The organism is Alloactinosynnema sp. L-07, assembly GCF_900070365.1.
Classification (GTDB): domain Bacteria; phylum Actinomycetota; class Actinomycetes; order Mycobacteriales; family Pseudonocardiaceae; genus Actinokineospora.
On record NZ_LN850107.1, the window covers coordinates 3,093,824 to 3,106,229 of the forward strand.

Genomic DNA, 12,406 nt, shown 5'->3' on the forward strand with positions numbered 1-12,406 from the left:
TGATAGACGAGGGAGCGGCCCGGTCTTCGAAGCCCGAACGAGTGCACTCAATCGTTGCGCACCAACGAGTGCACTCGTCGCGGGACAGGCGGGGTCGCTCCCCTAGCCCGAGCGTTTAACATTCGATCGACGGCGTCAAGGGCGCCTGCGGCGTCGCTGCGCGATCGGCGAGCCGACCCTTGACACCGCCGATCGAATGTTAAAGATGGCCAGGACGGGGTGCTGGTGGAAAGCGGTCGGTTGGGACTTGGGTGGCGTTGTTATGTTGCGGTTTAGGACAAAGGGAATCAGACAAGGTGTCGATGGCCTAGTTGATCTGGTCTGCCTCAGCTGAAGCGCCCATCGGGTTGGGCAGGTAGCCGATGAAACCGGTGATCCGCCAACGTCCGTCGCGCTTGTGGCACTGGTAGACCGTCTGCCAGCGCAAGACCACAGTGGACCCGTCATGTCGGGTGGCGGTGCCATCGAACTTCTTGTGCAGCAGTGCGTCGTCGCCGACGATCTCGATGTCGCGCAGGGTCGTGGCCGCGAAGAGGGCTTCCCGGACGTCCTTGACCTCCGCGTTCGTCTCCTGGCTCTGTTCCAGCCACGAGACGCGGTAGGCGTCGAACGGGGTGATCCGCCAGGAGTCCGGGTTGTCGCTCGCGCGGCCGTCGACGGCGAAGAACCGGTCGGCGTCGAAATCATCCTCGACCTGGGACCAGTCTCCCGCGACGAACGCGTCGATGTCGCGCCGCACCAGCATTTCCCAGAGTTCGCCGCGGTCGGGGTCGTTCGGGAACGGGTTGTCGTGGATCGTCATGGTGCGGTGTAGGTCCTTTGATCGGTTCGGTGTTCGGCCAACGCGGCGTGGTCAAGCGAGACGCCCAGGCCGGGGCCCTCGGGCAGCAGGACATGGGAAGCGTCGAACTCCAGTGGCTGGGCGAGCAGGTCGTGGGAGCGGATGTGGCGGCCGAAGATGTCGCTTGGCCACACGCAGGACCGAGCCGCGGCGGCCGAGTGCACGTAGGCGGCCTCCAGGACACCCAGGTCGATCTCCGAGCCGTGCCAGCACGGCAGCCCGGCGACGTCGGCGATGTGGTCGAGCCGCTGGAAGTCGGCCAGTCCGGCGTTGAAGTTGAAGCCGTCGACCTCGTGGCCGCGCACCGCGGTGATCGCGTCCTCGATCCGGTTGCCCAGCACCGGGTACGGCAGCGCGACGTGCCGCACGATCGGCACCGGGCTGGTCCGGCGCAGGTCGGCGTACTCGGCGCGCATCCAGTGCGGGATCGGGTCCTCCAGGCACAGCACGTTGCCGACCTCGGCCAGGGCGACGGCCAGCCTGCGGGTCTCATACGGGCGCTCGAACCGCTCGTTCGGGTCGAAGATCACCCGCATCCCCGGCGCCTCGGCTGCCACGGCGGACGCCCAGGCGACGATGTCGTCGTCGAGCGCGCACTTGAACTTCAGGCAGGTGAACCCCAGCCCCGCGTAGCGCTTGGCCAGCGCTCCGACCTCGTCGTCGCGCCGGTGCCCGGTCCACGCGCCCACCGCGACCCGGTCGCGCACCGGTCCGCCGAGCAGGTCCACCACGCGCAGCCCGTGCAGCTTCGCGAACGCGTCCCAGATCGCGATCTCGAACCCGTCGTGCTCGCGCACCTTGGCGAACGGCAGATCCTGGCGGCACAGCGCGCGGAGGTCCCGGCCGAGCAGGGTCGCCGAGATCCCCTCCACGGTGAGCCAGTCGTGCCCCCGGTACAGCTCGCCGAGGCCGACGGTGCCGTCGGAGAGCTCCAGCTCGATGACCACTTTGGGCAGTTCGTCGAACTGCACGGTCCAGCTTTTGCCGCCACGGACCGGGATCTTGTGCAGCGGCTTGTCCAACCCGAGTGACTCGATCGAACCGGGGTTGGCCCGGACGACGACCTCGGTAGCGGTGACTCGGACGATCTTCACCCTGATCCCCTCCACGACGAGACGCTCGACCCCACCGTAGCCAGGTGCACCCAAATTGGTCCAGACATTTCGGAACCGGAGACACGACGGCGGCCCGCAGGCTTTCGCCTGCGGGCCGCTGGTTCGAGTGACAACGCGTCAGTTCAGCGTCGGATAGTCGGTGAAGCCGCGGTGATCGCCACCATAGAAGGTGTCGGGGTCGGGGGTGTTGAACGGGCCGCCCGCGGCCAGGCGCTCGGGCAGGTCGGGGTTGGCCAGATACAGCGAGCCGAAGGTGATGACGTCGGCGGTGCCGTCCTCGACCAGGGTCAGGTCCTCCAGGCCGGTCGGACGTCCGGCGGTGAAGGGGTTGAGCAGCAGCGGGCCCGCCCAGTCCTTGCGCAGCCGCAGGGTCAGGTCCCGGACCGGGGGCAGCGCCTCGACCAGGTGCAGGTAGGCCAGGCCGAGCGGGTTGAGCGCCTCGATCAAGGCCGGGTAGACGTCGGCGTAGTCGTCGTCGACGATGTCGTTGTAGGGGTTGCCCGGGGAGAGCCGCAGCGCGGTGCGGTCGGGGCCGATGGCCTCGGCGACGGCGCGGGCCACCTCGACGGCGAAGCGGATCCGACCCTCGGTCGACCCGCCCCACGCGTCGGTGCGCTGGTTGGTGTTGTTGGCCAGGAACTGGTGGATCAGGTACCCGTTGGCCCCGTGCAGCTCCACGCCGTCGAAGCCCGCCTCGATGGCGTTGCGGGCGGCGGCGGCGAAGTCGGCGATGGTCTCGGCGATCTCGGCGTCGGCCAACTCGGCCGGGGTGACGAAGTCGTGCATGCCCGCGCCGGTGAACACCTGGCCGTTGGCGGCCACGGCGGAGACACCCACCGGCGTCAGTTCGCCGGGCAGCAGCGTCGGGTGGCCGATCCGGCCGGTGTGCATGATCTGGGCGAAGATCACCCCGCCCTTGGCGTGCACCGCGTCGGTGACCGCGCGCCAGGCGGCGACCTGCTCGGCGGAGTGCAGGCCGGGGGTGTTCGGGTAGCCCTGTCCGACCACCGAGGGCTGTGTGCCCTCGGTGATGATCAGGCCCGCGCCCGCGCGCTGGGCGTAGTACTCGGCGACCTCGTCGGTCGGGCTGCCACCGGGGCCGTAGGCGCGGTTGCGGGTCATCGGTGCCATGCCGATTCGGTTGCGCAGCGTGGTGCCGCCAAGGGTGATGGGGTCGAACGCGGTGGTCATCGGAAGCCCTCCGGGACGTCGATCGAGCTATTACTTGCTCGAACAGGTAATCCTCGGGAGGTATTTCACGGCCGCCTGTGACCAGCGCCACAGTCCGTCCACGGAAGGTACGGTGACGGCGAAGGAGGCGGAGATGTCGACCGACGAGTGGGAACCCTGCGACCTGCCGCCCGGCGGGCTGCGCATGATCCAGGAGTGCGGGCCGGTCAGCCACGCGGTGTTCCGGCTCAGCCGCCTGCACAACCTGGTCGCCGCGCAGATTCTGCGAGAGACCGGGCTCTACCGCGGCCAGGAGGTGCTGATGATGCACCTGTGGGAGACCGGGCCGCAGCGGCAGGTCGACCTGCTCAAGGCCACCGACACCGACGCGGCCACCATGACCCGCAGCATCCGCAGGCTGGAGCAGGCCGGGTTCGTCACCACCGAGCGGTCCACAGAGGACCGGCGAGCGGTCATCGTCGCGCCGACCGAGGCCAGTTGCGCCCTGCGCGACCGGGTCACGCAGGTATGGCGCGACCTGGAACACGCCACCGTGGCCGACCTGGACGACGCCGAGGTCGCCACCGCCCTGCGCGCCCTACGAACCCTCGAACGCAACCTGCTGCGCCGCTGCGAGTCGGACTGTGATCTCTAGGCACTGATCCCATTCCGCCTCCACGCCCCCGCGCCGCCGACTACGCTCCGATCCAACGTTTAGCGAAATGTCACTCGAATCGGGGGTACATGGACGGCGACATCCTCGAACCGGACGGCGCCCGCGAGCGCTTGACCGCCTGGAAGGACCGCATCGACAGGCTCGCGGCCGACACCCAGGCGATGAGCGAGCGCCTGCAGGCCGTGCGGATCAGCGAGAGCGACCCGACCGGGCTGGCCGAGATCACGATCGACTCGACCGGCGCGCTGGTGGACCTGAAGCTGACCGACCGAATCCACCGGGTGGCCCCGTCCGTGGTCGCCCAGACGATCATGGCCACACTCGGCGCGGCGCGGAACAAGCTGGCCGACCGGTCCCAAGAGATCATCGCGGACACCGTCGGCGCCGAGTCGCCCGCGGGCAAGGCGATCGCCGAGCGCGTCGGGCGACAGCTGCGGGGCGACGCGGCTCCGGCGGCCGCAGCCGACGGTGACGGCGAAGACGACGAGGACTTCGACATCCGCACGAAGTTCGAGCGGCGCTGAGCATGGGCGACGGATACGACGTCGAGGTCGAGCAGTTGCGCGCGCACGCGACCAACGTGGCCGCCATCCAGGCGCGGTTCGCCGCGGTGAAGGCGGCCAGCTCGCACATCGCGCAGGACGACCAGGCCTACGGGCTGCTGTGCGGGTGGATCTCCGGGGTGCTGGAGGGCAAGCACGCCAAGCAGGACGAGCTGATCGCCTCCGTCGAGGAGAACCTCACGCTGGTCATGACCGCGCTGCGCGACAGCGCCACCGAGTACGAGGCCATCGAGGAAGCGAACGCGACCATGATCGACAACGCTGGCGGGGCGCGATGACCGGCGACTCGCTCGTCGCCCCGGTCGAGTCCTCCCGCGAGGCGTGGACCGGCTCCGGCCTCGCCGACAGCATCGAGGGCCTGGTCGACGCGATCAAGACCGAGGGCTGGGTCGACGACGCGCTGGCGGGCGCGACGCTCGGGGTCGAGGTCGCCGCCACGGTGATGGACCCGATCAGCGCGCTGCTGGCCAACGGCCTCGGCTGGGCCATGGAGTACTTCGACCCGCTGCGGGAGATGCTCGACGAGCTGACCGGCAAACCGGATGTGGTCAGGTCCCACGCCGCGACCTGGAACAACATGGCCACCGAGCTGCACGCCATGTCCGCCGAACTCGGCACCCACCTTGCCGACGACCTGCCCGAATGGCACGGCGAGGCCGCGGACGCCTACCGCGCCCTGATGGTCAACAACGTCGACGCCATCGGTGGCCTCGCCGCGATCTCGGCGGCGCTGGCGGCGGCCACCGAGGGCGCGGGCGGGCTGGTCGAGCTGACCCGCGAGATCGTCCGCGACCTGATCGCCGACCTGGTGGCCAGGGTGATCGTGTGGGCGGTCGAGGCCATCTTCGTGGTGACGATCCCGGTGATCGCCGCGCAGATCGTCGCCGCGGTGGTCAAGTGGGCCGGTCGCATCCTCACCTACACCATGGGTCTGATCAGCAGCCTGACCAACCTCACGAAGCTCCTGAACGGATAAAGCGTTCATGGCACCCAAGAAACCTCCCGGCGGCAGCGGCAACACCCCCGGCGGCAATGGCAAACCCGCCCAGTCCCACGGCAGCATCAACGCCGCGGGCGGCATCACCAGCGCCCAATCGGCCACGGCCCAGGCCGCCCAGGCGGGCAAGCCGGGCGGCGGCGGGAACGGCCAGCAGTCCACCACACCCAACTCGAACAATCCGCAGCCGCCCAAGCCGATCCAGCCCCCCACCGCCAACGACATCCGCCACAGCGACGCCTCCCGCGAGCACATCGTCGCGGGCGACGGGGGCAGGCAGGGCGGCCACCTCGCGGGCACCGGCTTCTCGAAGAAGACCGAGTTCCCCAAGAGCTGGGACCAGCCAAAGATCCTGGACGCCGCCTATCAGGTCACCCAGCAGGGCCCACCCGCGAAGGGCCCGTACCTGACCAAGGACGCCGACGGCCAACCGGCCTGGGCCTACGACTACACAGGCCGCGTGGACGGCGTCGAAGTAAAGACAACGGTCCTGGCCAACGGCGAGATCCGCACCGCCTACCCACCCAACGGCGCCGACCCCGGTGTGATCTCCAACCCGTCGGCGCCCAACCCCGCCCCGCCAGGAATCCCCCAGGCCAACCCGCCCCGATACAGTCACCCCGACGCGGGCGGCGACGGCAGCTGGACGTGGGAGGGCCCCAAGGGCGGCAAGATCATCAGAGTCGTCCAAGACGCCCAGGGCAACGTCACCACGACAGTGCTCGGTGACTACAAGAAGAAGTGAGCGCCATGGATGTGCAGACCTACGCGTCGGTCACCACCGTCTGCGCCCGCCTGGCGGGCCGACTCTCCGACGACACCCTTGGCACCGTCCGCGAACACTACGCCGCCGGTGAATGGGACCTGGCCGACGGCACGCTCCTGCTCAACCTGGCCTACGAGGGCGTCGGCATCACGCCAGAGGAACAGTCCCTGATCCGCTCCTTCCTCGGCGACCCCGACACCCCGGACCTGCTCAGCGTGCCGGTCATCCCCGAAGCACACCTGACGTATTCCTTCACCCCCACCGCCCCCACCGGCTCCCCCGACCCGACCCGAGCCGACATCGTCCTGTCCACCGACGCCCCCCGCCACGGCGGCAACCGCCTACGCCGCACCTGGCGCACCCCCAAAGAAGGCGCCCATGACGGCGCCACCTGGGTATACGTCCTACAGGTAGCCGAGGGCACCGACGAGCTCAAGGCATTCTCAGGCCTAACGTCACGACTTTGGGTGGCACTACAAGAGAAGTGGGGCCTGGAAGTAGTCGTCGAAGGCACACTCCTGCCGCCCTACCAAGCCGCCGCACTGACCGCCGCCCGCCAAATCTGGCCCGCTGCCTAACAAGCCAGCCTGCTGCCTAATAATTCCGCCCCAACCCAACAAAGCCGCACCCGCCGCCCAAGCAGCATCGGGTGCAGGTGGGCGATCACGCTCAGGTCGACGCCGCAGCCCGTTTGATCGCCGAACGAATGCGACAGTAAGTGCCACAACGGCACACGTTCTCAATGGCGTCGATATCAGCGTCAGTCGGCTCATCCGTGCGGTCGAGCAAGGCAACCGCGGCCATGATCTGACCAGGCTGACAGAAGCCGCACTGAGCAACGTCCTCATCAAGCCAAGCCTGCTGCACCGGATGCAGCGTGTCCCCGTCAGCCAAACCCTCAATCGTCGTTACCTTGCGCCCTTGGCATTGCGAGACCGGCACAACGCACGGCTGGATCTCAGCACCGTCAAGATGGCTGGTGCACGCCCGACAAGCGCCGACACCGCAGCCATACTTCGGCCCGGTAACGCCAAGGCGCTCACGCAGGACCCAGAGCAGCGACGTGTCAGCCGGGGCATCGACGCTGACCTTCTCGCCGTTGACGGTGAACCGGTAGGTGGGCACGTGGGACTCCTCAGAAGGCGATCGGGAAGCTGCGCGGGCGGGTGCCGGTCGCCTTGGCGTAGGCGTTGGCGACCGCGGCCGCCGCGGCGGGGACGCCGAGTTCGCCCGCGCCGCCCGGCTTTCCGGTGGCGGGCATGACATGCACGTCCAGCCGCGGCGGGGTGTCCTTCTGCCGGGCGTATCGGAAGTCGGCGAAGCTCTTCTCCCGGACGCGCCCGTTGTCGATGTGCACCCCGGCGGTCAGCATGGTGCTGATCGCGTCGGTGAGCCCGCCCATCAGCTGCGCCTTGAGCCCGGTCGGGTTGATCGGCAGGCCCACGTCCACCGCGACCGTCGCGCGGGTCACCCGCGGCGCGGCCGGGTCGGTGGCGTCGATCTCGACCAGGCAGGCGGTGGCCGACCGGTATTCCTCGTGCACCGCGACGCCCTGGGCGTGGCCGGGTGGCAGCGCCCGGCCCCACTCCCCTTCTTTGGCGACCTTCGCCAGCACGTCCCTGGTCCGCCGCGCCTTGAGCACCGACATCCGGAAGCTCACCGGGTCCTTGCCGAACTTGGCCGCGAGCTGGTCGACGACGATCTCCTCGGCGGTGCGCAGCCCACCGGAGTACACCGAGCGCCAACTTCCGGTGTGTACCGGGACCGGGACCTCGTTGAGCAGTTGGGTCACCACGCCGAAGTTGTACGGGTTGCTCGCCGACAGGTGGAAGAACATCAGCCCGTCGCCGGGGCCCAGCACCGCGGCGCCGCTGGCGCTGACCACCTCGCCGAACCCGTGCTTGAAGTCGGTCTCGACACTGGCCATCCGATGCTCGAAGGAGAGCATCTGCCCCAGCGCGAACGTCGCCCTGATCTTGTGGTGCGACGCGGGCCGCAGCCTGCCGTGGCGCATGTCGTCGGTGCGCGTCCACATCAGCCGCACCGGCCTGCCGATCTTCTTCGACACCTGCGCGGCCTCGATCGCCGGGTCCCAGAACAGCCTGCGCCCGAACGAGCCGCCCGCGCGGGTCACGTGCACGGTGACCTTGCCGACCGGCAGCCCGACCGCGGCGGCGATCTCACGCTGGGCCACGATCGGCGACTGGCAGGCGAACCAGAGCTCGGCCCGGTCGGCGCGGACGTCGGCGACGGCGTTGAGCACCTCCATCGGCGCGTGGCTGACGAAGGCGAAGTCGAACTCCGCGTCGACCCGCTGGGTCAGCAGCGGCGGCACCACGAACGGCGGCACCGCGGCCCGCAGCTTGGTCCGGATGTCCGAATCGGACAGTCCGACGGCAGGCCCGTCCTTCCAGGTGACCTGCAGCGCGTCGCGGCCGGCGAGCGCGATGTCCATGGTCTCGGCGCTGACCGCGACGCCGGTCGGGATCTTGGTCACCGCGACCACGCCGGGGATGGCGCGCGCGGCGGTGTCGTCGTAGGACACGACCGTGCCTTTGATCGTCGGCGGCCGGGCGACCACGGTCGCCAGCGCGCCGGGCACGGCGATGTCCATGCCGAACTTGGCCTTGCCGGTGACGATGTCGCGCGCGTCGACCCGGCCTGTCGGCTTGCCGATCACCGTGTGGTCGGTGGCGGGCTTGGGCGTGGTCCGGACCGCGGGAACGACCGTGGCGGCGCGCTCCGACAGCGATCCGTAGCCCGCGCTGCGGCCGTCGGGTGCCCACACCGCCGAGTCGCGGGTGGTCAGCGTGTCGGGGGGAAGCGACCAGGTCTGCGCGGCGGCGGTGACCAGCCGGGCCCGCGCGGCGGCCGCGATGGCGCGCACCGGGTCCCACAGCGTCCGCACGCCGGTCGACCCGGCGGTGAACTGGTTCCAGAGCAGCGCGGGGTTCGCGTCGGACAGCTCGACGCGCACGTCGGCGACGCGGGCGTCGAGTTCCTCGGCCAGCATCATCGCCACCGCGGTCGTGATGCCCTGGCCGGACTCGGCCCGCGGCAGCTCGAACCGCACCAAGCCGTCCTCGGTGATCTCCAGGACCATCGACCCCGCGGTGGGCTTGCTCGCCAGCACGACGACATCGCCGAAGTCCAGCAGATCGGCCAGTTGGGGATTGCTCGGCAGCGCGTCGGCCGTCTCGTCATCGGTGGCGAGCTTGGCGGCCACGGTGATCGTCGGAGCGGCGATGGCGAGAGCCAGGAATCGCCGTCGATTCCACACCGGCATAAATTTTCCACCATTTTCACTGTTACTGGACAACAAACCCGAAAACGACCGCAAACCATTCCTGACCAGCGCCGATGATCGTACACAGCGTGCGTGGCGGGTCGCGCCCCGTAGGCTGGTCTGGTTTCGCGACACCGTATTGCACCCGTCCCGGCGCAGTCCATAGGCCATTTGGCCTAATCTTGCTTGCGGTGAACGGCCTGCGACTGGCGGTTGCGTCCATCCGGCTGAATCTGCTAAAGAATGCGGCTCGTGACCGCCCGTGCCGCAATAGGGGCGTTCACAACACGGAGTTATGCGGCACCATGACCGGAAATGTGGAATGGTTGTCGGCGCGAAGACGACCACGGAACGTATTAGGGCAGGTCAATGCAGCTGAACCGGTCGCGGGGATCCGGCACCATCCAGTCCCGCCTATTGATCATCGCCTTGGTCCCGTCGGTCACGATCATGATCATGGGTGTCGGGCTGTCGGCGTTCCTTGCCTTCCAGGGCCTGAGTACGAAGTCGTTCGCCGACAACGTCCGCGCGGCGCTGGACCCGAGTTCCCGGATGATCGTCGCGGTCCAGGAGGAACGGCGACTGACCACCCTGCTGCTCACCGGCACGTCGACCGACACCGCGGCGCTGACCGGACAGCGCCTGGAGACCGACGCCGCGCTCAAGGACCTCGCCGCCACCACCGAGCGGCTCGCCCAGGACGCCCCGGACGAGCTGCGCACGCCGCTGCACGCGCTGACCGTGGCGGCCAACGAGCTGCCGACCAAGCGCGGGCACATCGATCACGGGATGGTCGATGTGCAGCAGGCGTACGACTTCTACGGCGAACTGGTCGAACACGTCGGCGCGGGCGTGCAGGGCATCGCCCGGTCGGCCACCGACGCCGCGGTCGGCTTCGAGCAGATGATCAGCTCGGAGCTGTTCCGCTCGGTGGAGGCGCAGGCGCGCTCGCACGTGCTGGTCGAACTCGCCATGGCGAAGGGGATCGACCAGAAGAACTACCACGAACTCGCGCACCAGATGGGCACCTACCACGAGCTGATCGAGACGATCGTCCCCCGGCTCACCGAGACCGAACGCAAGCAGTACACCGAGTTGAAGGCGACCCCGGAGTGGAAGGCCCTGGTCGCGGGCGACGACGCGGTGATGGCGCGCGGACCGGGCAAGCACCCGGTGACCTTCGACGTCGAGGCGTGGGAGAAGGCCAACCGCTCGGTGTCCGCGGGGCTGATCGCGCTCTACAAGTCCCATTCGTCCTATGCCGCCGACCTCGGGACGGAGCGGGGCGGGAGCATGCTCGCCACCTCGCTCGCCGCGGGTCTGGCCCTGCTGCTCGTCGCCGTCGGCGCCGCGGTGATCGCGCTGCGGCTGTCCCGGCAGCTCATCCGCAGGCTCACCAGACTGCGCGTGGAGACCCTCGACCGGGCCGAGACGAAGCTCCCCGACGTCGTGGCCAGGATCAACCGCGGCGAGGCCGTCGACGTCGAGGCCGAACTGCCCGCACTGGACCACGGTGACGACGAGATCGGCCAGGTGGCGCGCGCGCTGGACAAGGCCCAGCACACCGCGATCACGGCGACGGTACGGGAAGTCGAGACGCGGCAAGGCATTCGCACGGTGTTCCTCAACATCGCCCACCGCAGCCAGGTGATGGTCCGCCGCCAGCTGCAGGTGCTGGACAAGGCAGAACGGTCAGAAGAGGACCCCGACCAGCTCGCGCTGCTCTTCGAGCTGGACCACCTGGCCACCCGCAGCAGGCGCAACGCCGAGAACCTGATCATCTTGGGCGGCAAGAAGCCGGGCAGGCAGTGGCGCAACCCGGTGCCGCTCGGTGAAATCGTGCGCAGCGCCGTCGCCGAGACCAAGGACTACTCGCGGGTGAACGTCGGCAGGCTTCCCGACGTGGCACTGGCGGGCGCCGCCGTCGCCGACATGATCCACCTGCTGGCCGAGCTGGTCGACAACGCCACCACATTCGCCCCACCGGAGACCCAGGTCGAGCTGCGCGGGACCGTGGTCGGCCGCGGCCTCGTGCTGGAGATCGAGGACCAGGGCTCGGGGATCGAGGAGGGCAAGCTCGCCGAGATCAACGAGCGGCTGCACAACCCGCCGGACTTCGGCGTGATGGCGCTGGCCGGGGAGTCCCGAATCGGCCTGTTCGTGGTCGCGCAGCTCGCCAACCGCCACGGCGTCAAGGTCACCCTCCGCGAGTCGATCTACGGCGGCGTCCAGGCGATCGTGATGGCGCCCGAGGGCCTGCTGACTCGTGATTCCACTGTGGACACGATGGGCCTGCCGAGGATCACCGCGCATCCCGCCCCGATGGGCAACGGGCGACCGCCGTCGCTGCGCAAGCTCATCGACCAGGAGACGACCGCACTGCCCCGCCGCGAGCCGCGCACCCCGAGAGCGCCCTACCCGGCTGAGGACGCGCCAACGACCGCGTCTCAGCCGGAACGAAAGCACTCTATGCTGACCGCGTTCCAGCAAGGCACCCAGCGCGCCCGCGCCGCCGACCCCAACACCGCGACCGACCCCCAGGACCGATGAACGACGACGAGGCCTGGTACGACGAGGACGCCGGACCACTGATCCGGCCCTACACCATCACCCGCGGCCGAACCCGCGCCGATGGCCACGACCTCGACCTGATCACCATGGTCGTGGCCACCGGCCTCTACCCGGCCACGCTCGACCCGGACTACGCCGCGGTGGTGGCGGTCTGCGAGCTCGCCCAGTCGGTCGCGGAGATCTCCGCGCGGACGAAACTGCCGCTGGGCGTGGCCAAGATCCTGATCAGCGACTTGATCGACGCGAACTGCCTGATGTTCCGCTCGGCTCCGTCGGTGGTCGACCCGGACATCGACATGCTGCGCAAGGTACTGGAGGGCATCCGCAGACTGTAGTTCCTGACCGAGTCCACTGTGGACGACCCGTTGACGCACAGGTCCGAGTGGCAACCACCGCCGAACGCGACGGGCCCGGCGGTGGA

Annotated in this window: 13 protein-coding genes; 8 read left to right on the forward strand and 5 right to left on the reverse strand. The window is 69.2% G+C overall.

Annotation, left to right across the window (positions count from 1 at the left end; all coding sequences use genetic code 11):
- Positions 1 to 307: 307 nt before the first annotated feature.
- The 3 genes from BN1701_RS13625 to BN1701_RS13635 form a co-directional block, all read right to left on the reverse strand.
- Entirely contained in the window at positions 308 to 802 is a 495-nt protein-coding gene (locus BN1701_RS13625; protein ID WP_054048886.1) for a hypothetical protein, read from the reverse strand.
- Positions 799 to 1,935 (reverse strand): mandelate racemase/muconate lactonizing enzyme family protein, encoded by a 1,137-nt coding sequence (locus tag BN1701_RS13630; protein WP_082860337.1) that lies wholly within the window; start codon positions 1,933 to 1,935, stop codon positions 799 to 801. Before BN1701_RS13630 ends, BN1701_RS13625 begins: the two co-directional genes overlap by 4 nt.
- A 138-nt stretch (positions 1,936 to 2,073) precedes the next feature.
- Positions 2,074 to 3,147 (reverse strand): alkene reductase, encoded by a 1,074-nt coding sequence (locus BN1701_RS13635; protein ID WP_054048890.1) that lies wholly within the window; start codon positions 3,145 to 3,147, stop codon positions 2,074 to 2,076.
- Positions 3,148 to 3,280: 133 nt separating this feature from the next.
- Between BN1701_RS13635 and BN1701_RS13640 the strand changes: the two genes are divergently transcribed.
- From BN1701_RS13640 to BN1701_RS13665, 6 genes are all read left to right on the forward strand, one after another.
- Positions 3,281 to 3,781, forward strand: coding sequence for a MarR family winged helix-turn-helix transcriptional regulator (locus BN1701_RS13640; protein ID WP_082860338.1), 501 nt, complete (start codon positions 3,281 to 3,283; stop codon positions 3,779 to 3,781).
- An 89-nt stretch (positions 3,782 to 3,870) separates the two neighbouring features.
- Positions 3,871 to 4,326, forward strand: a complete 456-nt coding sequence (locus tag BN1701_RS13645; protein WP_054048892.1) for a YbaB/EbfC family nucleoid-associated protein — start codon at positions 3,871 to 3,873, stop codon at positions 4,324 to 4,326.
- Positions 4,327 to 4,328: 2 nt separating this feature from the next.
- On the forward strand, positions 4,329 to 4,643 hold the full coding sequence (locus BN1701_RS13650) for a type VII secretion target (RefSeq protein ID WP_054048894.1): 315 nt from the start codon (positions 4,329 to 4,331) through the stop codon (positions 4,641 to 4,643).
- Positions 4,640 to 5,341 (forward strand): WXG100 family type VII secretion target, encoded by a 702-nt coding sequence (locus BN1701_RS13655; RefSeq protein ID WP_054048896.1) that lies wholly within the window; start codon positions 4,640 to 4,642, stop codon positions 5,339 to 5,341. The genes BN1701_RS13650 and BN1701_RS13655 overlap by 4 nt, the downstream gene beginning before the upstream one ends.
- 7 nt (positions 5,342 to 5,348) lie before the next feature.
- Complete coding sequence (locus tag BN1701_RS13660) at positions 5,349 to 6,107, forward strand: EndoU domain-containing protein (RefSeq protein ID WP_054048898.1); 759 nt, start codon at positions 5,349 to 5,351, stop codon at positions 6,105 to 6,107.
- 5 nt (positions 6,108 to 6,112) lie between these two features.
- A complete protein-coding gene (locus BN1701_RS13665; protein ID WP_054048900.1) occupies positions 6,113 to 6,706 on the forward strand; it encodes a hypothetical protein in 594 nt (197 codons plus the stop codon).
- A 91-nt stretch (positions 6,707 to 6,797) separates the two neighbouring features.
- Here the strand turns inward: BN1701_RS13665 and BN1701_RS13670 are convergent, their stop codons facing one another.
- Both BN1701_RS13670 and BN1701_RS13675 read right to left on the reverse strand, forming a co-directional pair.
- Complete coding sequence (locus tag BN1701_RS13670; RefSeq protein ID WP_054048902.1) at positions 6,798 to 7,253, reverse strand: (2Fe-2S)-binding protein; 456 nt, start codon at positions 7,251 to 7,253, stop codon at positions 6,798 to 6,800.
- Positions 7,254 to 7,263: 10 nt separating this feature from the next.
- The gene (locus BN1701_RS13675; protein WP_054048904.1) at positions 7,264 to 9,414 is read right to left on the reverse strand and encodes a xanthine dehydrogenase family protein molybdopterin-binding subunit; all 2,151 of its coding nucleotides are present in this window, start codon (positions 9,412 to 9,414) and stop codon (positions 7,264 to 7,266) included.
- A 369-nt stretch (positions 9,415 to 9,783) separates the two neighbouring features.
- Between BN1701_RS13675 and BN1701_RS13680 the strand changes: the two genes are divergently transcribed.
- Both BN1701_RS13680 and BN1701_RS13685 read left to right on the forward strand, forming a co-directional pair.
- Positions 9,784 to 11,964: a nitrate- and nitrite sensing domain-containing protein gene (locus BN1701_RS13680; protein WP_054048906.1), complete on the forward strand. Its 2,181-nt coding sequence runs from the start codon at positions 9,784 to 9,786 to the stop codon at positions 11,962 to 11,964.
- Positions 11,961 to 12,320, forward strand: a complete 360-nt coding sequence (locus BN1701_RS13685; protein ID WP_054048908.1) for a DUF742 domain-containing protein — start codon at positions 11,961 to 11,963, stop codon at positions 12,318 to 12,320. The genes BN1701_RS13680 and BN1701_RS13685 overlap by 4 nt, the downstream gene beginning before the upstream one ends.
- Positions 12,321 to 12,406: the final 86 nt, after the last annotated feature.